Source organism: Methanosarcina sp. KYL-1, from assembly GCF_024372725.1.
Classification (GTDB): domain Archaea; phylum Halobacteriota; class Methanosarcinia; order Methanosarcinales; family Methanosarcinaceae; genus Methanosarcina.
Map to the genome: position 1 here is coordinate 113283 of NZ_VOUA01000005.1, position 21595 is coordinate 134877.

The 21595-nt window shown below is 49.0% G+C and carries 21 protein-coding genes; 5 read left to right on the forward strand and 16 right to left on the reverse strand.

Annotated features, from left to right (window positions below; translation table 11 throughout):
* The first annotated feature begins 321 nt into the window (after positions 1 to 321).
* Complete coding sequence (locus FTO70_RS06185) at positions 322 to 633, forward strand: hypothetical protein (protein WP_255334868.1); 312 nt, start codon at positions 322 to 324, stop codon at positions 631 to 633.
* A 117-nt stretch (positions 634 to 750) separates the two neighbouring features.
* Here the strand turns inward: FTO70_RS06185 and FTO70_RS06190 are convergent, their stop codons facing one another.
* The 3 genes from FTO70_RS06190 to FTO70_RS06200 all read right to left on the reverse strand — a co-directional run bounded on the left by FTO70_RS06190 (position 751) and on the right by FTO70_RS06200 (position 6120).
* Positions 751 to 1314 (reverse strand): XTP/dITP diphosphatase, encoded by a 564-nt coding sequence (locus FTO70_RS06190; RefSeq protein ID WP_255334869.1) that lies wholly within the window; start codon positions 1312 to 1314, stop codon positions 751 to 753.
* Positions 1307 to 2950: a bifunctional N(6)-L-threonylcarbamoyladenine synthase/serine/threonine protein kinase gene (locus FTO70_RS06195; protein ID WP_255334870.1), complete on the reverse strand. Its 1644-nt coding sequence runs from the start codon at positions 2948 to 2950 to the stop codon at positions 1307 to 1309. Before FTO70_RS06195 ends, FTO70_RS06190 begins: the two co-directional genes overlap by 8 nt.
* A gap of 137 nt (positions 2951 to 3087) precedes the next feature.
* Complete coding sequence (locus tag FTO70_RS06200; protein ID WP_255334871.1) at positions 3088 to 6120, reverse strand: tetratricopeptide repeat protein; 3033 nt, start codon at positions 6118 to 6120, stop codon at positions 3088 to 3090.
* Between the two features lie 143 nt (positions 6121 to 6263).
* On the opposite strand from FTO70_RS06200, the gene FTO70_RS06205 reads away from it, so the two are divergent.
* Positions 6264 to 6485 carry a hypothetical protein gene (locus FTO70_RS06205; RefSeq protein ID WP_255334872.1) on the forward strand — a complete coding sequence of 74 codons (222 nt, stop codon included), beginning with the start codon at positions 6264 to 6266 and terminating at the stop codon, positions 6483 to 6485.
* A gap of 9 nt (positions 6486 to 6494) precedes the next feature.
* On the opposite strand, the gene FTO70_RS06210 is transcribed toward FTO70_RS06205, so the two are convergent.
* The 11 genes from FTO70_RS06210 to FTO70_RS06260 form a co-directional block, all read right to left on the reverse strand.
* Positions 6495 to 6656, reverse strand: coding sequence for a hypothetical protein (locus FTO70_RS06210; RefSeq protein ID WP_255334873.1), 162 nt, complete (start codon positions 6654 to 6656; stop codon positions 6495 to 6497).
* A gap of 661 nt (positions 6657 to 7317) precedes the next feature.
* A complete protein-coding gene (locus tag FTO70_RS06215) occupies positions 7318 to 7467 on the reverse strand; it encodes a 30S ribosomal protein S27ae (protein WP_255334874.1) in 150 nt (49 codons plus the stop codon).
* 18 nt (positions 7468 to 7485) lie between these two features.
* Complete coding sequence (locus tag FTO70_RS06220; protein WP_255334875.1) at positions 7486 to 7791, reverse strand: 30S ribosomal protein S24e; 306 nt, start codon at positions 7789 to 7791, stop codon at positions 7486 to 7488.
* Complete coding sequence (locus tag FTO70_RS06225) at positions 7772 to 8359, reverse strand: GTP-dependent dephospho-CoA kinase family protein (RefSeq protein WP_255334876.1); 588 nt, start codon at positions 8357 to 8359, stop codon at positions 7772 to 7774. The genes FTO70_RS06220 and FTO70_RS06225 overlap by 20 nt, the downstream gene beginning before the upstream one ends.
* Before the next feature lies 1 nt (position 8360).
* A complete protein-coding gene (gene spt4 / locus FTO70_RS06230) occupies positions 8361 to 8546 on the reverse strand; it encodes a transcription elongation factor subunit Spt4 (RefSeq protein WP_255334877.1) in 186 nt (61 codons plus the stop codon).
* 35 nt (positions 8547 to 8581) lie between these two features.
* The gene (locus FTO70_RS06235) at positions 8582 to 9166 is read right to left on the reverse strand and encodes a DNA-directed RNA polymerase (protein WP_255334878.1); all 585 of its coding nucleotides are present in this window, start codon (positions 9164 to 9166) and stop codon (positions 8582 to 8584) included.
* Positions 9167 to 9224: 58 nt separating this feature from the next.
* On the reverse strand, positions 9225 to 9590 hold the full coding sequence (locus FTO70_RS06240) for a PIN domain-containing protein (RefSeq protein WP_255334879.1): 366 nt from the start codon (positions 9588 to 9590) through the stop codon (positions 9225 to 9227).
* Complete coding sequence (locus FTO70_RS06245) at positions 9587 to 10813, reverse strand: translation initiation factor IF-2 subunit gamma (RefSeq protein WP_255334880.1); 1227 nt, start codon at positions 10811 to 10813, stop codon at positions 9587 to 9589. The genes FTO70_RS06240 and FTO70_RS06245 overlap by 4 nt, the downstream gene beginning before the upstream one ends.
* Before the next feature lie 514 nt (positions 10814 to 11327).
* Positions 11328 to 12491, reverse strand: a complete 1164-nt coding sequence (locus FTO70_RS06250; RefSeq protein ID WP_255334881.1) for a formate--phosphoribosylaminoimidazolecarboxamide ligase family protein — start codon at positions 12489 to 12491, stop codon at positions 11328 to 11330.
* Positions 12492 to 12990: 499 nt separating this feature from the next.
* Positions 12991 to 13776 carry a stage II sporulation protein M gene (locus FTO70_RS06255; RefSeq protein ID WP_255334882.1) on the reverse strand — a complete coding sequence of 262 codons (786 nt, stop codon included), beginning with the start codon at positions 13774 to 13776 and terminating at the stop codon, positions 12991 to 12993.
* Positions 13777 to 14058: 282 nt separating this feature from the next.
* Entirely contained in the window at positions 14059 to 14916 is an 858-nt protein-coding gene (locus FTO70_RS06260) for a DUF63 family protein (RefSeq protein ID WP_255334883.1), read from the reverse strand.
* A 600-nt stretch (positions 14917 to 15516) separates the two neighbouring features.
* Between FTO70_RS06260 and FTO70_RS06265 the strand changes: the two genes are divergently transcribed.
* The 3 genes from FTO70_RS06265 (at position 15517) to FTO70_RS06275 (ending at position 18307) form a co-directional block, all read left to right on the forward strand.
* The gene (locus FTO70_RS06265; RefSeq protein ID WP_255334884.1) at positions 15517 to 16587 is read left to right on the forward strand and encodes an NAD(P)-dependent glycerol-1-phosphate dehydrogenase; all 1071 of its coding nucleotides are present in this window, start codon (positions 15517 to 15519) and stop codon (positions 16585 to 16587) included.
* Between the two features lie 567 nt (positions 16588 to 17154).
* Entirely contained in the window at positions 17155 to 17604 is a 450-nt protein-coding gene (locus tag FTO70_RS06270; RefSeq protein WP_255334885.1) for a UPF0179 family protein, read from the forward strand.
* 73 nt (positions 17605 to 17677) lie between these two features.
* Entirely contained in the window at positions 17678 to 18307 is a 630-nt protein-coding gene (locus FTO70_RS06275; RefSeq protein WP_255334886.1) for a DUF2150 family protein, read from the forward strand.
* Positions 18308 to 18851: 544 nt separating this feature from the next.
* On the opposite strand, the gene FTO70_RS06280 is transcribed toward FTO70_RS06275, so the two are convergent.
* Both FTO70_RS06280 and FTO70_RS06285 read right to left on the reverse strand, forming a co-directional pair.
* Entirely contained in the window at positions 18852 to 20015 is a 1164-nt protein-coding gene (locus FTO70_RS06280; RefSeq protein ID WP_255334887.1) for a glycosyltransferase family 4 protein, read from the reverse strand.
* Positions 20016 to 20546: 531 nt separating this feature from the next.
* Complete coding sequence (locus FTO70_RS06285) at positions 20547 to 21551, reverse strand: DUF4921 family protein (RefSeq protein WP_255334888.1); 1005 nt, start codon at positions 21549 to 21551, stop codon at positions 20547 to 20549.
* Between the last annotated feature and the right edge of the window lie 44 nt (positions 21552 to 21595).

Sequence of the window (21595 nt, forward strand, 5' to 3'; positions counted from 1 at the left end):
TATATAACTATTTTCTGTATATAAATGCGCAAAAGGAAAAGTTGAAGGATAAAGGACAGATAAGTATTAAAGAAGGAAAGAAGGAAAGCTTGAAATACTAAGAAATTTTTGGAAGCTAAATAAATAAATAAATAAATAAATAAATAAATTAAAGGATCAAGATATGGAGGGCTTGGAATAAACGAGGAATGTGACGAAAACCTGCTCTGCATCCCTTTTTCGGATGAGCAGCTTAAGGATCTCAAAAAGTATGCTGCCCTGAACGATATGGAGGTGGAAGAATTCTTAAAAAACGTTTGCCTGACTTTCTGTCTTCAGCAGATGGAACATTACCAGGGGCAGATGCCCGAAGCTGCAGTCGGGGCAAAACCGGAGGAAGACCGGAAAGAAGAGCCCAGAAAATCTGCGGCCGCGGAGAAAATACCAACTTCTAAAGAACTTTTGGAAGCCCCCCTTGTGCTTGACCAGCAGTGCATAATGGACCTCTTTACGATAAAGAGGCAGTTCCGCCATGCTTCGAACAACCAGATCATCATGGTTGCCCTGAAAATGGGCCTTAACCAGCTCAGTTTAGCTCTTGACATGCTCAGCCGCAAACTTGAAGATGAAACTCCCAGGGAAACCGGAAAATAAATGAGAAGAAACTGGAAAAAAGAGCGGGTATATTAATAACTTAATTAAAAAACTTGAAGAAAAAAAGTTGAAGAAAAAGACTGAAAGAAAAACTGAGAGAACTGGATAACTGGCATTTCAGTTTTCCAGGCTCTGGCTGTCAAGCCATTCCAGAAACTTGTCGATGGCCCTGCGCCTGTGAGAAATCTTGTTCTTCTCGGCGTCTCCCAGTTCCCCGAAGGTTTTGCCGTGGTACTCAAAGATGGGGTCATACCCAAAGCCGCCGGTCCCACGCTCTTCGTATGCTATTTTTCCTTCCACGACTCCCGGAAACACCAGGGGCTCTTTTCCCGGTTCACAGTATCCGATAACGGTTTTGAAATATGCTGCCCTGTCTTTCTCTCCTTCCAGAAGTTTGAGCACTTTAAGGTTTCCCAGGTTGTCCTCCACATAGCGGGAGTAAGGGCCCGGAAAGCCGTTTAAGGCCTTTATGAAAATGCCGGAGTCGTCCACCATCACCGGCATATTTAGTTTATTTGAAACGTACTGCGCCCCGTAAGCCGCAATCGGTTCCAGTTCCTCTTCCTGGAGTTCGGGGTAGCCGTTTTTTTCCTGGATAACCTCGATTCCCCGGGCTGAAAGGATGTCCCTGACCTCGGCAAATTTGCCCTTATTACCCGTAACAAAGACTATTTTACGCATAGCGAGCCCTCTTTTTAATCTCTTCAACTCGCTTCAGTACATCCCCTGCACCTATAAAAGTACTTCCGTATCCTTTGTTGAAAGCTTCGATAAGGGCTTCGTGGTCCCTGTGGGTGCTTTCAAAAGTCTGGAAGAGCACATGGACGTCCACGCCCCTGGCTTCCAGGCTTTTTTCAAAGTAGGAAAGCCCGAAGTCTATGAGGTAAAGCTTGTCGCCTGCGAGCAGGAGGTTTGAGGTGGTCAGGTCTCCGTGTACGATTCCTGCGCTGTGTAGTTTTCCTACAAGTTCTCCAACCTTCTCGGAAAGCTCGGGATTGATAAGGTATTTTATGGGAGCCCCTTCGATATACTGCATCTTGAGCTTGAAATCCTCTACATCGTAAATTATCGGAGTAGGGACCCCGGCACGCCGGGCTTCTGAGATCAGGCGGGCTTCGGTCCTGTTCCTTTCTTTCCTGATCCCTTCGTCAATTTCCTTTAACCGGTAAACTTTCGGGACCCTTTCCTTGATGAGCACCTTCTTCCCTTCGGGCCCTTCTTCGAGGTAGACGACGGCTTCGGCCCCGCTGTCCAGCATCTCCCCGGATGGGATTTTCAGGAATGCCTCGGGGGTGATTTCCGGGACTCTCTTCATCTCTTCTTCCCGGATCCAGGTCACTTCCACGTCGTCAGTCCTGAAACTGGGGTTCACCCTGGACTCTTCGAGGGAGAGGACATTCCCCGACTTATACATGAGAAGCCCGGTGTAGGCGATCATGGTCCCGTTGTCCCCCATGAAACGCTTTTCGGGCACGTAGAACTTTGCACCGCGGGCTTCGCACATGTCGTTTAACATCTCCCGGAGCCTGGTGTTTGCCCCTACGCCTCCGGCAAGCAGCACTTCCTTTTTCCCGGTGTGGGCAAGGGCGCGTTCGGCCACTTCCACAACCATTGCAAAGGCCGTTTCCTGGTAGGAGTAGCAGACGTCTTCAAGTGTGGCTTTTTTCAGGGCCTCGCTGGATGCAGTGGAAAGCCCGGAAAAGGAGAGGTCCATTCCCTTGACAACATAGGGAAGAGGGATGTAGTGTTTTGCGTCCTTTGCACAGGCTTCGATTTTCGGTCCCCCGGGATGGGGCAGTCCTGCTCCCCGCGCAAACTTGTCAAGGGCGTTTCCAAGCCCGATGTCCAGTGTTTCCCCAAAGACCCTGTATTTCCCTCCCATGTAGGAAAGGACCTGGGAATTTGCCCCGCTCACGTAGAGGACAACCGGGTCCTTTGCCGGGGTCCTCCAGATCCCTATCTCGATGTGGGCTATGCAGTGGTTGACTCCGATGAGGGGGGCTCCAAGGGAGAGAGAAAGCATCCGGGCTGCCGTTGCAACGGTCCTGAGGCAGGGCCCGAGGCCAGGCCCCTGGGAAAAGGCTATGCCATCAATGTCCGAGGGCTCGACTCCTTTCTCTTTTGCTTCCTCAAGAAGCTTTTTGATTACGCTTGCAGCGTACTTTGCGTGGTGCTGGGCAGCTTCCCGTGGATGGATCCCTCCCTTTTCGGGTTTGTAGGTCTCTGTGACCTCAGCGATAATCTCGGTTTCGTTTACGATTGCGGCACTCAGGTTCCAGGCAGTGCCCTCGATTCCAAGGATAAATGTGTTTTTCAAGGCTTCCGGCCTCCTTCCAGTACGTCTCCTCTGCTTGGTGTCACTGCCTTCGATAATGCAGGGGCCGGCTTATATACGTTTGCTTTACTCGCTGTTTTTAGTTTTTACTCGTGGTTTTTTTGTTTTATCCGAAGCGATCAAAATTTCTCCAGTTTTTCTATGCGTTCCTCCATCAGTTCGGGAGAGAGCAGGTCCTTTTCAAGCCTCTCTTTAAATTCGTCAAGCAGGGATGCAGGCACCTCGAACTCCGGAGGAGGCGGGGTAAGGGTTTCAAGTTCGAGCTCTCCAGTCCCTTTTCTGGCTGCCCTAAGTCCCGGAAAGAGCAGGATAAGGAGCAAAAACAGAATGAAAATTACATATTCCCTGCCGTAATGTGCCCAGGAAACCGAAACTGCCCCAAAGGGTGTAAAGCGGGAGAAAAAAGCCTGTGCAGGTGCTGCCAGCCAGGATACGAACGGGAGGGTGGAGGCTGCGGGGTGGGAAAGCAGCAGGCTGAAGATAAGGACGGCGAGGGCTGCAAAAACTGCTTTTTTGAGCAGGCCGTGTTTTTTCGAAGCAAGCCACCATTCCCACAGGGAAGGCTTCAGGGGGCCTGAGCGGAGGCTTTCAAGGAGCAGGGCTGCAGGCTTTTTTATTTCCTGCGAGGGTCCGAGTTTCAGGGCTTCTTCGAGCCTTTCTGCAGCTTTGTGGAAGTACCGGATTTTCCAGTGAAAAAAACCCAGGAAATAGAGGCACAGGGATTTGAGTTCTTTGTCTTCGCTAAATTCTATGTATTCAGCTTCCCCGGAAAGGACGGTTTTTTCAAGTTTTCCGATTGCAGCGAGAAGCATGTGCCTGAAGCGCGGGTTTTCCGGCCCGAAGGATACATCGGCGTAGAGGTACCTGGCGTAGGCGTCCCAGAGCAGGAGTTTCGGGTCTGCGGTGTCCAGGGCAAGGGCTTTTCCAAAAGACTCCAGGGCATCTTCAAAGGCTTGCTCTTCAAGCTCTATCCTGCCTTTCAGGCTCCTCGAAAAAGCATTCTCGTGGTTTTCGGCTATTGAAGCTTCCACCTCTTTGAGGGCTCCCCTGCTGTTCCCAAGTTTGAAATACAGTTCTGCAAGCCCGTTTCTGGCATGGAAGTTTTTCGGGTTTGCCTCAACGGCTTTCCTGTAAGCCTCTACTGCCCTTTCATACCTGCCCAGCCTGGAGTAGGCAAATCCCTGAAGGCAGGAGAGCAGGTCATGTTCAGTGTCCGGGACTGCAATTTTCTCCAGGGTTTCAGCAGCTTTGTCGAATTCCTGCATCCGGATGAGGGCAAAGGCTTTCAGGGCCAATGCCGGGATATTTTCCGGATCTGAAGAAAGAACCCGGCCAAAGGCTTTCCTTGCTTTTTCCCATTCTCCCATGTGGGCAAAGACAATGCCTTTTCCAAGGCAGGAGGTCTCTCCGTTTCCCGAAAGCTTCCGGGCATGTTCGAAGGCTTCCAGGGCTTCTCCGTAAAGGCCGAGTGCATCAAGGGCAAAGCCTCTAGTGCACCAGAGCACTTTGAACAGGGCCTTTCTTCCGGCCTGGCTTGAAATCCCTATGCTTGCGGTTTTTTCGGCGGCTTCGAAGGCCTCAAGCGCTTCTTCATATCTTTTGAGGTACATGAGGACAAGCCCCCTGTACAGCTCGGAAGAAAGGTCTCCCTGTCCAAGCCTCAATGCACTCTCAAAGGCTTTCAGGGATTCCTTATAATTCCCGAGTGCAGCAAGGGCAAGCCCCCTGTATCTCCACTCTTCGGCATCAATGGTTTCTTCCGGGGCCGTCCCTGAGAGTTCCAGGTATTTCTTAAAAGCAATCTGGAGCCGGTTTTCAAGGGCTTCCTCATATTCTCTTTTTTGGCGTTTAAGCCGGGAAAGGGCAACTCCCCTGTTGTAGCGGGCAGGAAGGCTCCCGTGGTCAAGCCTCAGGAGCGTTTCGTAAGCTTCCAGGGCTTCCTTAAACTTCCCGAGTTCGCAGCACGCATTTCCCTTCCCGTTCCAGGCGAAGGCATTTTCGGGTTCAAGGGCAAGGGCTTTCTCAAAAGCCTCAAGGGCTTTTTCGTATTCCCCTGACTCATAATACACGGCTCCGATGCCGCTTAAGGTCCCGGAATCTTCCGGTTCCAGTTCCAGGGCTTTTTCGTAAGCCTTCAGGGCTTCGGCATATTTCCGGAGGCCCGTAAGGGCATTTCCGAGCCCCTTCCAAAGCCTCGCGTCCCCTGCTTCGTATTCCAGGGTTTTTTTATAAGAACCGGCCGCTTCTTCATACCTGGCAAGGGCTAGGAGTACACTCCCGAGGCTGCGCCGGGCCTCGGGGAGGGAACTGTCAAGCTCAAGGGCAGTTTCAAAGGCTTCCTGGGCCTCTTCATATTTTCCCATTTTTCCGAGCACTCTGCCCTTTTCGCTCCAGTAGCCTGCGTTTTCGGGTTCAAGGGCAAGGGCCTTTTCAAAGGTTTCCAGGGCTTCTTCGGGTTTCCCTAGCTCTCCCAGTACCTTTCCTTTTCCGGCCCAGGCAGGTGAAAAACCGGGGTTCAGCTCAAGGGCCTTTTCATAAGCCCTCAGGGCCTTTTCCAACTCTCCCAGGCTCAGGTAAACCTTTGCTTTCCCCTCCCAGGCCCCCGCATGCCCCGGTTCCAGTTCCAGGGCTTTTTCAAAGGCTTCTTCTGCTTTTTTGCTTTTCCCGAGGGAGTACAGGGCAAGCCCGCTATAGTACAGGGCTCCCGGGTTTCTGGAATTCAGTTCAAGGGCCTTCTCGAAAGCCGAAAGCGCCTTCTCATATTGCCCAAGCTGGTGGAAGGCAAGTCCCAGGTAGTGCCAGGTCCCGGCATCCTTTTCTTTTTTTTCGAGGACTTTTCCGAAGGCCTCAACGGCTTCTTCTGCCCGTTTCAGGTAGCCAAGGGCAAGCCCTTTACAGTACAGGGCCTCCATATTTTCCGGCTCAAGGGCAAGCACTTTTTCAAAAGCTTTCAGTGCCTCTTCGGGCCTGTTCAGGTAACTCAGGGCGTTGCCTTTATAGTACCATGCCTGGGCATCTTCCGGGTTTATTTCAAGCACGGTATTGAATTCTTCCACAGCTTCTTCAAAGTGTTTCTCGGCTTCGGCATATTTTTTCAGGGAAAAAAGAGCAATGGCTTTACTGTACAGGGCTCTGGCATAGAGGGAGTACATGTGGCCTCTGGAATCTGCGGTTAAAAAAATTTACATCAAATTATATATGCTCGCAGGTATAAATATGGGTGCAAAAGAGAGTTACTGATTCCGGATACTCGGCCAGTTTTCTACAAAAGCATATTCATGAAACTAATAAATGTATGTTCAAAAGAATGGTCTTCAAAAATGTGGTATTCAGAAGGTTAGTTTTCGAGGAGTTATCTATTGAGAAGTTATCTATTGAGAAGTTATCTATTGAGAAGTTATCTATTGAGAAGTTATCTATTGAGAAGTTATCTATTGAGAAGTTATCTATTGAGAAGTTATCTATTGAGAAGTTAGCCTTCGGAAGTGAACCCACAGGTTTTGCTGGAGTGTTCTGAGGAATTTTTTTAATTTTCTTTTTCTGCCGGCAGCCTGATTATCAGCCTGACATCCTTTAAGGTAAGGTCCTTTATTATCAAAGGTCTTGGCCCCAGACCCTTTATTTTTAGTTTCTCTATGTGCATGTCCTTTATTCTGATGATTTTTACCCTTGAGTTTTTCTCAGACATTGTTTTACCCCGCTCCTTGCCTGACAGCTTTCTCTTCACTGCAGGTCTTTGCCGGTACGATGTAAATATAATATTCCAGACATAAACGGTTTTCCGTTTGCTGGGGGTAAATCTTCCGGGCATCGAGTTGAGCCTGCTACATTTTCAAGCTTTTTCCGATGTATTTCTATGAAAAGGCCGGTCGTGCAGGCACGACCGGTGAGCCCACTTTCCGCAGATGTATTTTCAATTTTCGTCATTTTTTCCGCTATCGGTTTTTCTGAAAATTGCCTTGGTTATTCAAACGTTTGTTTTTGAAATGTCCCACACTTTTCGACCTCGTACCTTCATTGAAGGTTTCCAAATCCAGCTTCCCGGGGATTCAGTTGAGATAATTATTGTAGATTTTTGAGCAATTATTCAAAAGCGATAGCAGGAAAAATGTTATTTTTTCAAGAACATCTGCGGAAAGTCAGGGTGAGAGTATGGGGTTCTGCAAAATCATAGAAACCCGGAAGTCCGGATACTGAAGTAAAAATCCGGTTTAAATGCGGTTTGAATCCGGCTTAAAATGACTGAACTTCAAAATAACTATGAAAAAGAGCTGAAAATAGGTAAAAAAGCCCGCAGGAAACCCCTGCAGGCCGGTTGGAAAATAAGTTTGATGAATTCGCAAAACGGGTTATTTCTTGAATTCGGTGTAGCCGCACTTTCCGCAGGAAAGGCGGTTCTTGTGTTCGGCAAGGAATGTGCCGGGTCCGCACCTGGGACAGAACTGTTTAAGTCTCGTTACGGAATCGCCCTCGACCTTGTAGTAATCTTTAACTGCCATTTTCATACACCTCAGGCTTTACTCTGCTTCTTCCTCAGCTTCTTCGCCGGGGGCGGGGTTTCTCTTCAGGACGTATTCGTTTTCGATCTGCTTCATGCGCTGTGCGTCTGAATAGAGCTTTGCATAGCCTTTTGCTTCCTGCATACCGTATTCGGTGACGACCCTCTGGACGACCAGCAGTTCAAGGGGGGCGTTTAACAGGGCTGCGAGCTTGTTCCTGACATCACTTCTGGAAGGGGTCGAACCTTCATATTTCACAATGAAATCCAGTTCCCTTCTGTTTAAAAGTACGTTATTTTTGTCTTTAAGAATCCGTATGTCCATCTAAAATTCTCCGTAACTTATTCAATTCATTATTTTGATTTTGGCCGATAAGCTTTTCGAAAAGGACCCTGATTTCTTCCTTTTTCTTTTCAGTGACCTCAACAAAGACCACGCCCTCATCGGGCTGCCCGTACAGGACCACCGCTCCCAGGGGAGCCATAATGATCACTGGAAGGGTTGCCAGGTCTTCTTCTCCCCGGACAAGGATCCTGAGAGGGGTACTGGATTCAAATGCCCCGGAAAGGGCTTTGATCAACTCATCGGTGATAATTCCTGCAGGGTTGTCCACCGAAACTTCAGTGTAGAGACCGTCTTTATTCCGGGTTGACACGTCTTCGGAAACCGGTTTCCTTTTGGTCCGGTTGTCCACGATACAGAGGTCCGGAACAATCCCGGCTTCGAGCAGGTGGAAGGTAGTAACATCCCCCACGGATATAAGTTTTGTGGGGTTTGCGAGCTTTCCGGCAAACTTCTCTATGGTGTCCCTGCCCGTCCCCGTGTAGAGTGTGCCAAGGGGCTTTTTCATAAGTGGGCGAAGTTCTCTTGGAAGTTCGATGTGAACACTCAACTCAGCGCACCTTCAGAGCAAATTTATCCGAGATGTCTACCCCGAGCTTTTTTGCTATTTCCGAGCGTTCCGGGTCAAGGATAATCACAAGCCCACTCCATTCTTCCGCAAGGTCCGAAGTTCCGCAGATCGGGCAGGAGGGCCCTTCAAGGATCCTTAAACAGTGCCTGCAAACTCTTTCCGCCATGGCAAATCCTCTTCTTTTCCGGTTTAATTTCCTTTTCAGGCAGCCTCTTCGGCTGCAGCTTCATGCGGCTGTTTTTTCTTGCGGGCTTCTTCGAGCCACTGCAGTTTCCCAAGGGCAGTCTGGCGCATGGTAAGCCCGATCTTGCTGTCTTTCGGTTCTCTCTCATTGATGCTTACAGCAACAATCCGGGCCCGCACATGGTCTCCTTCGGAGATGGCCTTACCCCCGCCTTTGGTGACAAGCCTTGCGTTCTTGGCATCATATGAAATGAAGTCATCTGTGATCTGGCTGACGTGGAGGAGCCCGTCCATGGGCCCGAGCCCTATGAAGACCCCGAAGCCAACGGCTTCTACGACTTCGCCTTCGATGATTTCCTGAAGTTCGGGTACAAACATGACTGCCTCAAATGTCACGTCATAATATACGGCCCCGTCTCCTACGAGGATATGCCCTTCCCCGATCTCGTCGATCTTGCAAACTGCGACGAGGGCGCCCAGTTTCTTGTCAACCTGCCCCTCAAGTTTTTCCCTTAACGCGTTTTTTACGGTGGGCACCACATCTTCCCCGAGCAGGGTGGGAGGGATGCGGACCGTATCAACGAGTTTCATCATCTTATACATCTGTTAATCACCCGTAAACACAATCTATTGCGACTCTGCAGGAATCCCCGGTGGGGTTTCAGGCTAGGTCCAGCCTGTTTTTCTGACGCAGAGATACTACCTGGATCCCCTTTTCAGCAAGCCTGTGCTTTAACCTTATATCGTTGGTCAGGACCGCCGCTTCCATTTCTTCCGCAAGCTTCAGGATTATGTCGTCTGCAGGCCCTCTGACATTTATGCGTTTGCACCTGTCCAGCATGGACCTGGCGACCTTTGCGGCCATTTTGTCCGAACCTTTTTCCCGCTTTATGAGCTTTTCAATTTCAAATACAACCGCTTCCGGTACGAGAAATTCGTCAAACCCTAGCCTTTTCAGTTCTTCGAAGATATCCACTCCGAACTGGACAGGGATCATGAACCCGTTAGTATCGATTATGACCTTCAACTCTTGATTACCCCTACCCCGATAAGCCTCCAGCGGGAATCGATTCTCCTGCTGATGGCAACCCTTGCCCCGGTTGCTGCACTTACCGGGCGCTTGAGTGCTACCTGGGCTTCATTTTTCCGGGCGCTTGTGACCACTCCCACGGTTGTGGCGGTCCCTATGTTGAGCATGAGGGGTTCACTGGTCTTGATTTCATTGATCTTTTCTTCCCTGGTCACTCCAACGACCCTTTCGAGCAGGTGCAGTTCCATGACAAACTGGTGCCTGGTCTCGGGCAGGGTCCCGGGCGCGCCTGCGACCTGTCCGGTAAGGGAGTCGCCCTTGGTCAGGGTCGGGTCCAGAAGGGTTCCCACTGCCAGCAGGCCTCCGGGGGTTGCTTCTTCCACCCTGGTCGCTCCTGCATGGATGGATGAGACCGTGGTAAGGATGGGGACCCATTTCGTGCTACCTTCAGTGGTGATCTTGAGCCCTGGCCTGATTTCCAGTTCGTCTCCCGGGTGCAGCACGCCTTCGGTCAGGGTGCCTCCGATAACTCCTCCGCGGATCTCGTCTATGGAAGTCCCCGGCCTGTTGATGTCAAAGGACCGTGCAATAAGCATGTGGGCAGGCATGTCCACCTTGTGGACCGGAGTCGGGATCTGCTCTTCGAGGGTTTCGATCAGGACATCGATGTTTATGTTCTGCTGGGCAGAAATCGGAATGATGGGCGCATTTTCAGCAACCGTGCCCTTGACGAATTCCTTGATCTGGTGGTAGTGCTCGATCATCTCTTCCTTTGAGACCAGGTCGATTTTGTTCTGGACGATCACAATGTTTTCCATACCCATGATGTCCAGAGCCATCAGGTGTTCCTTTGTCTGGGGCTGGGGGCATTCTTCGTTTGCGGCAATAACAAGCACCGCGCCGTCCATGATAGCAGCTCCGGAAAGCATGGTTGCCATCAGGGTCTCGTGCCCGGGAGCATCGACAAAGGATACGGTCCTGTGCACTTCCGTTTTCTCTCCGCAGTTCGGGCAGGTCTTTTCTACCGTGTAACCCTGCGGGAGCGGGCATTTCGGGCATTTCATGAAAGTGGAGTCCGCATACCCCAGCCTGATCGAAATTCCTCGTTTTACTTCTTCACTATGCGTATCCGTCCACACGCCTGATAAGGCTTTAACAAGCGTGGTTTTTCCATGGTCGACATGGCCTACCATGCCGATATTAACACAGGGCTGACTCAAGTTGTAATTTCCTCCAGTAGAATGGGATAATCTTATAAGGCAGGTCTTTTTCCGAAATAGGGTCGTAAGCGGGATTTTGCATTTCTGAATTCCGGGGGCTTGCAGGTTCCAATACTGATAATTTCGGTCCTGGTAATCTAATCCGTGATTCTAATTTGTGATTCTAATTCGTGATGTCCAGTATCCAATTAATTACTTCTTAATCCGTAGCTTTCCAATCCATAACTTCTTAATCCGAAGTTTGCGGCACGATTGTGAGCTGGAAAAGGATCTTTGTGGGTCCTTTATATAATTTTATGCCGATTCTTGCTGATTTATTATGGTGGTTTTTGAGCAGTTTCGGGACCCCGGAATGGTCCCCCGGACGGGTCCCGGTCCTGCATAATCGAAATCCGGATTACTCTAATGCTAAATTTTTTATTGTGGTTTGAACCTGCAGATTCCGAGGATACTTTTAAAGTTTACGGTCTCCTGCACAATTCATATCTACTAATGCCGGAAAGCCTTAATAAATTTATGTGACGATCATGTCAAGTTTCTCAAGTTCCAGGGCGCGCCTGATCTCAAAGGCAAGCCTTCTTCCCGTGCTCATGGGCCTTCTCCAGAGAGAGTTGCCGTAAGAGTGCCCTACTGACATGTGCACGTTGGTCCCGCCGCCTACCCTCGGGGCGACGTCGTAGATGTAGAAGTTCAGGTCTTTGTCCACGCAGGTCTGGAGGCAGAAGGGCCCGATAATCCCGGGGGCATAGTGTTCCTGGGTTGCCTTGACATATTTTTCTCCCATCTCGAAGACTTTTTCCAGCAGGGATTCCCGGAGTGTTGCAGAGTTGTGCCCGCAGACCGTGTATTCGGGAGTAAGCTGGTGCTCTGCGAGGGCCATCTGCTGGGGAGCCGGAAGTCTTACATGCCCGTCAAGGCTTGTCTCAAAGCGCCAGTCAACCCCGAGGAGTTCTAACTTGCTCATTTTCGGCTCGATTGGGGAGTAGAACATGTCCAGGTTAAACACGGGGCCAATGATGTAGCGCTCGATCCTGGCATTTTCAAGGGCTTCGGGGGTAATTACTCCCTGCTTTATGAGGGATTCGGATTTTTCCTGGTATTCCTTATAGCTTGAGGCAGTAAAAAAGCCCCTTTCCAGCTTCTTGACCGCATGGGGAAGCTTGACCATGACAAGCTCGTTGATGTCCTTTGGGGACTCGAGCTTTTCCGGGAAGGGAAGCCCTGCCTTTTCCAGGATCCAGTAGTAGCTCTGCTGCTCGCTCCTCTCTTCGCTCCTTAGCAGGTTCCTGCTCCCAATCAGGGGGACCCTGAAGTTCTCTTCGATCTCGTCGATGCTGCAGTATGAGGTAAAAGAACGGTTAGGGACAAAGAGCGTGTGGGAGTCAACCAGTTTCTGCTGGTTTTCCGGGAGGAGGATTTCGTTGTATTTTTTATAGATTACGGCCTCGTCAACGATTCCTCTCCGGACCTTTCCGTAGGAATCCCGCTGGGATTTAAAGTACTCAGTGTAGGTCTTTTCCCTGCCTGCCTGGCAGACGGCAAGGGTGTTGAAGTCCTCTTCGACTGCCCCATCGCAGATGTCGAGCCCGGAGTGGGAGGCAATCGTCCCGACCTTTATCTGATCAGCATACGCATAATAGTCTTCTACAATTTCCTGAATTTCTTTCCTGTCAATCATATATAATGTCCCCCGGCTTTTTCCGGATTTGGGGATGTTAAATCGTTTAAGTAGATAGTAATGTGAATAACATTCTGGATATTCTCAGTAAATGGTAATTGAGAATTTCACTGCTGGATATTTCAGTAAATGGCAATGGGGAATTTCATTGCTGGATATTACAGGAGCTAATTATGATTTTGGAGTTTTATAATATCGAACATTATTTTCGATATTGAAGCTTTTTCATTATATTGAATCATATTTATGATATTGAAGCTTATGATATTGAATGGAGCTTATGATATTGAAGCTGGTATTTGACCAGAAAACCCACTGAATGCGGGGTTAGGTGCTGATTTCTAAGCCTGCCCGCAGGTTTGTAAAGGGATTTTTTCCATTAACGGTTTTACCCGTTAAAACCCTTTCTAATAGCAGTAATCATTTATAAATTGAAGGGTATGCCCTTTATATTGTAGAAGAGCCCCGGAGCATTTTGCTTTACCTTTTTCCCGATTCTTCAAATGACTTCCATTATCAGGGGCGTGATGAATGTTTCAATCACTGCGGCAATGAATAAGAGAGGCAGGATCCAGCGGAAGTAAAACCTGATCCCTTCTTTGAATTCCATTTTAATCTCGGTTTGCCTTCCCAGGAGGGCGGAAAATACCTGGTGTCCCAGGCGGAGCCCGATTCCAGCGGCAAGGAAGACCATAGGGAGTTCCACAATTCCGTGGGGGAGAAGGGCAAGGAACACGAAAAGAAGGCCTCTTTCTTCGGCCACGAAATTGGAAAGGACTCCCACAACGTAGCCGTTAAAAGCAATGAACAGGACCGGAAGGATTCCCAGGGCAAGCCCCAGCACCAGGAATAGCAGGCTTACGAAGGCATTATTCAGGAAGATTACCAGCATGATTAAAACGGGGTGCAGTTGCAGGAGTGGCCCGAACTGGGAATTGAACTGGTCCATAACCATCTTTCCTATCTCCGGAGAGCTTGTGGAAGAGGCATAGCCTGCGAATGCGGAAGCAAAAAACACCAGGGTTATGACCAGGACATAGGGCCGAATAAACTTAAAGTAGTCGAAAAAGCCGGCGGTTCCGGAGCTGCTCCCCGCAAAAGGCCTTGCTTTTGAAGGCATGCCTGAACCTGTAAAAAAGGCCTCTCCATGTGGCCCATGTCCTGCTTTTTCCGGCTCTTTTCCCCGGGTTTCCGTTTCTTCCCCTCTCCCCATCTCCTCCTGTAAATCGGAGTCCTTTAAATCGGAATCTCGTAAATTGTAATTTTCCTCTCTCTCCATATTCATCTCCAGCAAACCTCCTCCCTGCTGTTCAATCTTACTGCCAGCTCCATGTGCCTTCAACTCAGAATCCAGTCCGATTTTTCGGGATTTTCTCCTGAGTTTTCTTCTCCCCTCTCCCTCTTCTTTCTCTCCCTCTTCTTTCTCTCCCTCTTCTTTCTCTCCCTCTTCTTTCTCTCCCTCTTCTTTCTCTCCCTCTTCTTTCTCTCCCTCTTCTTTCTCTCCCTCTTCTTTCCTTCTTCTCTCTTCTTCCCCTCTTTTTCTTTCTCTCCCTCTCTCTTTTCTCTCTCAGATCCCTAACATCATTCTGAGAGTGTTCCGGGTTGCAGGGGAAAGCCCCAGGATCAGGATCACCATTTTGATAAGCATCTTCAGGTTGGAGGACTCATCATCGTCCTCAAACTGGGTATCGAGCACATAGAGGACCCCTATAAAGATAATAAGCTTCAAAGGATACATAACCAGCGCAGTGCCCGTAAGCTCGATCAGGTAGGCGGGAAGAACGTGTTTTTCAAAGTAGCCCAGTTTGTCCACCCCTATGTAAGTGGAAGAGGCGTCCATCAGGTGGGCCATGAGGATGGAGAGGTTCAGGGGGTCAGTGAAGATTTCGGATTTGAAGTAGCGGGCAATCTTGTAGAAAACAAAGGTTAGCCCCGTCCCTGCGCCAAGTACGAAGACGGGCACGTAAGCTGCAACCACGTCCTCAAAGTACAGCAGGGTGAAAAGGTTTACAATAAACCAAAGGAGCCCGAAACCTGCAAAGGCGGAATGGTAATCCTTTACAAGCCCTGCTTTCTGAAGCCGGATGGAGATCCAGAGACAGATAACGGTCACTGCAAAGACCAGGAAATAGATGTTCGGGGTTATAAGCAGGTAGCTGAAAGGCGGATTGATGATGCCGGCAGGAGAGTCCTCAAGCACGCGCAGAGAGGAGCCCGCAAGCACGAAGGGCAGGACAGAAGCAATAAAGCGGGGGGTAATTTTCACCTCCAGCTTTTCCAGGAGCTTGAATACTCCGAATATGCAGATTCCCAGCACCACCGCCCAGGTAAAGGTGTTTACCGGGTTATATCCGGCATCGGTCCTGATGGGGTCCAGGTAATAGGTATTGATAAAATCTGAAATCGTATCCAGCGAAAAATTCATCTTATCACTCGTTCAAAATGGCAATATCCTAATACAATTAATACTTAGTGTACATAAGTGGAACTTATCTCTTGAATTTATTAAGTTTGTTTCTTCCATCTCCCCGGTGTACTGTGAACCGGAAGGTTTGAATCGGAAAGGTTTGTATGTATTCGGCATTCGGACGGAACTGGCTGAGGAAATGTGTACTTTTATTATATAATCAGGTTTTTATAATTCCCATGTGCAAATTCGGTTGCAATCAGCGCTTAAACATGTGGCGTGATTACACAAATAAATTAAGTAATTAAGTTAATTAATTAGATGAATTGATAACTGATAATTGGCCAAACTAAGACTTGATTTACTGATAATTGGTCAAAATGATATTGACCAAACTGATAATTGATTCCTGGCAGCATCCGGACGATGCAGGCAGCCGGAGATTAAACCGGTGATGTTCCGATCTACAGGATGCCTGATAAAAAGGTTCATCAGGCCGGTTGTGATATTGAGGGTTCCGATCCCGGAACCGGATGGCAGGGGTTAGTTCCCGGGCACATAAAGCCGACTTACTATGTCATATATAAACTTTTATCATGATCAAATAATGAAGCGGGTATGAAATTGACCACAAACAAAAACAGCGCAAAATGGATGCAGCTTCCCAGAGATGTGCTTGTAGGGCACGGCGTCCTGGATGAGATCGGAGATGTCTGCAGGGACCTGAAGCTAAAAGGGAGTGCGCTGATCGTAACCGGCAGCACTACCCGGAATGTTGCGGGTAAAAGGGTCGCAGACCTCCTGGAAACTGCAGGCAGCAGTGCGGAAACCGTCCTTACCTGCAGGGCCACCCTGGAGGAAGTCGAGATGGTCATGGAAAAAGCCCTGGAAATTGAGGCGAACTTCCTCCTCGGGGTCGGGAGCGGCAGGTCCATAGACCTTGCAAAGCTTGCTTCCACGCGGCTTGAGCTTCCTTTCATAAGCGTACCGACTGCAGCTTCCCACGACGGGATTGCGTCCTCGAGGGCTTCTGTCCTGGACAATGGGGTAAATGCTTCGGTGCAGGCGCAGGCCCCTATGGCAGTGGTTGCGGATACCGAGATTATTTCGGAAGCCCCCTTCCGCTTCCTTGCTGCAGGCTGCGGGGATATTATTTCCAACTACACGGCGGTCCTGGACTGGGAACTTGCAAGCAGGCTCAGGAATGAATATTTCGGGGAATATGCGGCAGCTCTTTCCCGCATGGCTGCGCGGGTGATTATCGAGTCTGCTGACTCTATCAAGCCGGAACTCGAAAGTTCGGCCCGGCTTGTGGTAAAGGCTCTGGTCTCAAACGGGGTTGCCATGAGTATTGCAGGTTCCTCTCGCCCGGCTTCCGGTTCGGAACACATGTTCAGCCATGCCCTTGACCGGCTAGCTCCAAAACCTGCGCTCCACGGCGAACAGTGCGGGGTCGGGACCATAATGATGATGTATCTGCATGGAGGAAACTGGCAGGAGATCAGGGACGCCTTAAAAAAGATAGGCGCTCCGTCCACGGCGGAAGAACTGGGCATAGAAGATAAATATATAGTTGAAGCCCTGTTACAGGCACACAGCATCCGTCCTGAACGCTATACCATCCTCGGGAATGGTCTGACAAGGTCGGCTGCCGAGAAGGTTGCAAAGGTTACAAAGGTCATAAAGTGAATACAAAGGCCGAAAGGGAATATAAAGGCCTTAATGTGACCTTTCGAATCCCAGGCTGAAAGGGAATAATCGGCTGCCGGGTCTAGCAATAGTACTTGCTTAAATAATATCTGCTTAAATAAAATACCGACATAAATGTATGGGAATGATTTATCGGTTTAAATTATCAGAACAGATTTAAAGCTGGAGTTCAAAATTAATTTAAAAATTTATTTGGCCTGGATATAAAAATTTATCCGGGCTGGATTTAAGAACTTGTTCAATTAATCCAATAACCGGTTCAGTTGATTTAAGAATCGGAAGAATCAATCTAATAATTGGTTTAATTAATTTAAATGTCGGTTCAGTGGATTTACGAATTGATTTAAAATGATGTAGTAATGTCCTGCTTTCGCAGGTTCCGTTCATTTGTGATCGTTTCGTTTCAGGTTAGATTTACGGGATTAACTCAAATACGCCCGGATGTGGAATTGTAAACGATCTCACGATAATCATCATTCACCAGAAGATACGGGATACCGCCCGTGAGGGGCACAGGCCCGAAAATCATCAAAAGGAAGAGATATTATGACAGAAGGCGATACCAAAATAACACTTATCGGATCACGGCTTGCAAAAGAAGGTCTCGAATTCATATTCAAGGGTGAGATGCCGGAATGCAAAAAATGCCGGCTAAAGAACACCTGCCTGAACCTTGAACCCGGGCGCAGGTACCGGGTCGAAAAGATCCGGAACAACGAGGTCCACGAATGCTTCCTCCATGACAGCGGGGTGCTTGCCGTGGACGTCAGCAGGGCTCCTATCCTGGCTACCGTAGAATCCAGGAAAGCCGTTGACGGGGCAAGGCTTATGTATGAGTCTCCAAAATGCGGCAAAAGAGGCTGCAGTGTGTATGAGACCTGTCACCCTGAAGGGCTTTTAAAGGGAGACAAGTGCAAGATTGTAGAGGTCATGGAAAGCCTCGATGCACAGTGTGAGGCCGGTTACTCTCTTAAAAAAGTGAAACTTGCCTGGTAACCTAAATAAACATCTTTTAGTAATAGTAAGTTTGATAATTAATAATTAAAAAAGGTTAGAAGCGGTGTTATACGTGCCTGAACAGGAAATGAACCAGATCCCCTATGAATTCTATACCCAAAAGCGCTGGGAAAACTGGCTCGGACGGGCAAAAGAGAGCGGTTTTGAAATCAAGGAGTCAGAAGAAGAGCCCAGCAAGGAAAGCGCCATATTCGTTAACATGGTTGACGATGTCATCCTTGCATGCCTGAAACTAACTGCTCGCTTTGAAAAGGGGATGCTCTCCTCGGAGAAGGCCCTGGAAATTCTCGGAGAAATCCGGGACATCGTACTTGCAGATGTCGAACCTATTTCCGAAGACATCGACCTTATGATCGATTCGGTCCAGACTTCTCTCATGGGGGTAGTCGTTGCCTTTGAGTGCTATCTCATGGGCGATTATGAGGAAGGTGCAGACGTAGGAGAACTCATAACTGCAGCCATCGAAGCCGAAGCTTCGGATGACCTGGAAATGGCTCTCGATTATACAGCCCAGTGCGGAGCAGCCGTGCTCAAAGGAGACGCCTTGCCTGAAGAGATTATGGCCGAACTTCCCTATGGGATTGTGGCAGAATGGCTCGACGGAATCGATTCCATCTCAGCTGCAATGGTAGGAAGTGACAGCTACAAGGAATTCGATGAAGAAGGTGATGACGACTTCTGAGCTCTTTATCCCTTTCCTTTTCTACTTTATAACGCATCCTCTAATTTGAGGTCCGTATGCAGGGAGCAGGGCTCTCATGGCATGAGCTCTACTTTCTTTTTATGTTTTTTCTCTTTGTTCGTGCCCTTTTATGTTTTTACCTTTTGTTCTGACCTTTTATGTTTTTGCCTTTTCATGCAGGCGTTTTTCCCACACCGTATGCTACTGGACCCGGTTTGTAAGTCAGGAATGAATAAAAACAACGAAAACTGCAAGGCCGAACCTCAAATCTTTTTAGTCTTCCAGATGCACTTTATGTAGAAGGCCGGATGCAGGTGAGCTGTTAGGTGCATATGCCTGAAAAAAGATTAAATGAGGTTTTTAGGGATGGATAAAAATTTGAAAATTTGGAATTTTAGTGTGGAAAGTGGGACTTAACCTTTATCCGTTTTTTTCCAGGCGACTCTTCTTCACGCCCGCTTAAACCTTTTTGATAATTCCCCGGATGAGCACGGAAACGTAGTCTATTTCTTTCAACATCCGTTTTTTTGTCCCACTTACTGGCTTAAGCCTCTGAAATTACCTTTTCATATACTTCCAGTGTTTTTTCAGCAATCGTTTCCCAGTTGTACTTTGTTTTGAGAAGGGAGTACCCCTTTTGCCCCATCCGGTTGCGCCCGAGCCCTTCGAGGACATAGTTGAGGCCCCAGGCTATGGACGTGGGTTCCTTCTGTGCGATTACCCCTGTCCTGAAGTTTTCCACGAGAGAAACCGCATCGCTTGCAACCACGGGCTTTCTGGCGTCCCAGGCTTCGAGCACCACGATCCCGAAAGGCTCGTTCCTGCTGGGCACGCAGACAAGGTCGCAGGCGTTGAACCAGTCTATTACGGTATTGTCAGGGGCGTATCCCAGGAAATTGCAGGAGGTTTCGATCCCGAGTCTCTGGGCCTGGTGTTCACAGTGGGAGCGCATTTCCCCTTCTCCTATGAGCACGAACCTTGCATCCCGTTTCTTCAGGACCTTTGCTGCGGCTTCCACAAGCAGGTCCGGCCCTTTCTGGTAGCACATTCTCCCCGTAAACAGAACCACCGGGAGACAGGGATGGATCCCGTAGCTTGTTTTCACTTTCCCGGCGTCTACTTTTCTCCTTATCTTTCCCACATTGATGCCGTTGGGGATTTCCCATAGCTTGTAATCGGGAATTTTGTATATCTGCTGGATTTCCTCCTTCAGCATGGTCGAGGTCGTGATCACTTCAGCACATTCATATCCTCCAAGCCATTCCCTGTGCGAGATCTCTTTTGCTTCCCACCAGTCCCCGTGCCGGTTTCCGTTGCGCCCCCATTCGGTGCTGTGGAAGGTTAGCACGAAGGGCAGCCCGAACTGGGCCTTGATCCTGCAGAGGACATTGACCGGATGCCAGTCATGTCCGTGGAGGATGTCGAACTCTCCTGCCTTTTCCCTCACCTCCAGGAACCTGCAGTACATGGCATCGCACATCCGGTCCATCTGCTCCACGATTCCTCCGCCCCGCTCCCGGCTTACCCCGTGATAGTATACCCCATTGATTACCTGATCGGTGTTTTCATCGCTTCGGGTAAACAGGTGGACCTCATGGCCCGCAGCCGCGAGAGCTTCTGAAAGTTCGGAGACATGGGGTGAAATTCCTCCGACGCGTATCGAATACAGGCTTTCCCACGAGAACATTCCAATTCTAATTTTCTTCATAAACTCACTTTGTTCCTTCAAATTTATTTTTCACTTTATTCTTCCCTGCCAAAATGAGGTTCAGGACACCCCTGCCTCAAGGAACCACAGGCTTCTCCCTCTACCTGCAAGCTCCTGATTTTAAGCCGTTCCTGCTTCCTGGTTGCCATATTTTGCTCATTGTTGATTTCAAGCTGGCTGTCCCGGTTAATTCCCCTGCATTAATACCCCTTTTAAGCTGCATGGGGTGTCTTCGGGCAGGTCCAGAAATTACCCTGCCTTTATGCTCCTGCCAGGTACAGGCAGGTTGTGCAGTTAAGATGCAAATACACAGGCAGGTTGTGCAGTTAAAATGCAAACGCATATACGTCCTTGCGCTTCCACTCCCTTGCACTTCATTAGTTTTTAATCGTAGATAAATTTATTCTGTGTATTTTTTTCTATATCTCTCCTTGACATGACCAGGCCTTTTCTTTTGTATTTTCAGCTTTTTTGTCCTTCTGCTTGTCTTTCGGTTTCTTTATTTTTTTCATCTCTTTTCCTTTTCAGGGTTTATTCCCCGGGTCTCCTTTCCCTTTTGAGATAAGAAGCTGCCCTTTCCGGGGAAATGGTGTTTATGTAAATCCCGGTGTTCATTTCGAAACCCGCAATTCGGGAGAGCCGCGGGAGCAGCCTCAGGTTCAGGTGGTATTCCGGAGTTTCGAAAAGCTGGAAGAACATGTAGTTGTAAGGCGGGTTTTTAAGGACTTTTTCATAAGCCCGGAGTACGTCCCTCAACATTTCCCCAAGGGAAAAAAGGGCTTCCTCGCTGCAGTCCCCCAGCCAGCTGACGTGTTTTTTGGGAAGGACCCATACCTCAAAGGGGCTCGCGGAACAGTAAGGGGCAAAGGCTGTCCATTCGCTGTTTTCCCGGATGAGGCGTTCGGATGTCCTTTCCTTTTCCAGGAGGGTGCAGTAAGGGCATTTTTCTTCTTCCCGGATGGCGTGCAGCTCCTTTTCCAGGAGGGGTGGGAGCAGGGGAAGAGCCAGCAGCTGGCTGTGCGGGTGGTTAAGGGATGCTCCTGCGGCTTTCCCGGAGTTTTTGAACAGGGAGACATAGCGGATATTTTCATGGGCCCGGTAGTGGGAAGTGCGGTCCCTGTAGACCCCCATGAGCCCGGAAAGCTCCTTGTCGGAAAAATTGGCCAGTTTATTTCCATGGACCGGGGATTCCACAATTACTTCATGGAAACCGAACCCGGGCCTTGTTTCCCAGACGTTTTCGGAAAGCTCAAAAAAGGCAGGAACCGGGGAGAGGGCAGGGTAGCGGTTAGGAAAACAGCGAAAGTCCCAGCTACGTACTCTTTTTTCATCAGTGTCCACAAGGATTTTTCCGTCCTTATACACTGCAGTTGCAAGTGGGGTCATTTCTTCGGCCCCCTCACAAAAGGCACAGCTAGCCCGGCCCAACTCTTCAGAATCCCCTACAGCCTCTGCAAAGTCCGAGGGCCTTTTTGCTCTTTCTTCCGAAATTATGCAGTATTCCGGGAGAAAGTAATGTTTCCGGATCTCTGACATAATTAAAAAAACCTCTCAGTGAATTTTCGCTTCATTCTTTTATC

Excerpts from the sequence above, each read along its gene's own strand:
- FTO70_RS06270 (WP_255334885.1), top strand. The coding sequence starts at position 17,155 with ATGACAGAAGGCGATACCAAAATAACACTTATCGGATCACGGCTTGCA.
- FTO70_RS06220 (WP_255334875.1), bottom strand. The coding sequence starts at position 7,791 with ATGGACATACGGATTCTTAAAGACAAAAATAACGTACTTTTAAACAGA.
- FTO70_RS06205 (WP_255334872.1), top strand. The coding sequence starts at position 6,264 with ATGTTCAAAAGAATGGTCTTCAAAAATGTGGTATTCAGAAGGTTAGTT.
- FTO70_RS06280 (WP_255334887.1), bottom strand. The coding sequence starts at position 20,015 with ATGAAGAAAATTAGAATTGGAATGTTCTCGTGGGAAAGCCTGTATTCG.
- FTO70_RS06285 (WP_255334888.1), bottom strand. The coding sequence starts at position 21,551 with ATGTCAGAGATCCGGAAACATTACTTTCTCCCGGAATACTGCATAATT.
- spt4 (WP_255334877.1), bottom strand. The coding sequence starts at position 8,546 with ATGGCGGAAAGAGTTTGCAGGCACTGTTTAAGGATCCTTGAAGGGCCC.
- FTO70_RS06235 (WP_255334878.1), bottom strand. The coding sequence starts at position 9,166 with ATGTATAAGATGATGAAACTCGTTGATACGGTCCGCATCCCTCCCACC.
- FTO70_RS06250 (WP_255334881.1), bottom strand. The coding sequence starts at position 12,491 with ATGATTGACAGGAAAGAAATTCAGGAAATTGTAGAAGACTATTATGCG.
- FTO70_RS06215 (WP_255334874.1), bottom strand. The coding sequence starts at position 7,467 with ATGGCAGTTAAAGATTACTACAAGGTCGAGGGCGATTCCGTAACGAGA.
- FTO70_RS06265 (WP_255334884.1), top strand. The coding sequence starts at position 15,517 with ATGAAATTGACCACAAACAAAAACAGCGCAAAATGGATGCAGCTTCCC.
- FTO70_RS06200 (WP_255334871.1), bottom strand. The coding sequence starts at position 6,120 with ATGTACTCCCTCTATGCCAGAGCCCTGTACAGTAAAGCCATTGCTCTT.
- FTO70_RS06260 (WP_255334883.1), bottom strand. The coding sequence starts at position 14,916 with ATGAATTTTTCGCTGGATACGATTTCAGATTTTATCAATACCTATTAC.
- FTO70_RS06190 (WP_255334869.1), bottom strand. The coding sequence starts at position 1,314 with ATGCGTAAAATAGTCTTTGTTACGGGTAATAAGGGCAAATTTGCCGAG.
- FTO70_RS06255 (WP_255334882.1), bottom strand. The coding sequence starts at position 13,776 with ATGAATATGGAGAGAGAGGAAAATTACAATTTACGAGATTCCGATTTA.
- FTO70_RS06210 (WP_255334873.1), bottom strand. The coding sequence starts at position 6,656 with ATGTCTGAGAAAAACTCAAGGGTAAAAATCATCAGAATAAAGGACATG.
- FTO70_RS06185 (WP_255334868.1), top strand. The coding sequence starts at position 322 with ATGGAACATTACCAGGGGCAGATGCCCGAAGCTGCAGTCGGGGCAAAA.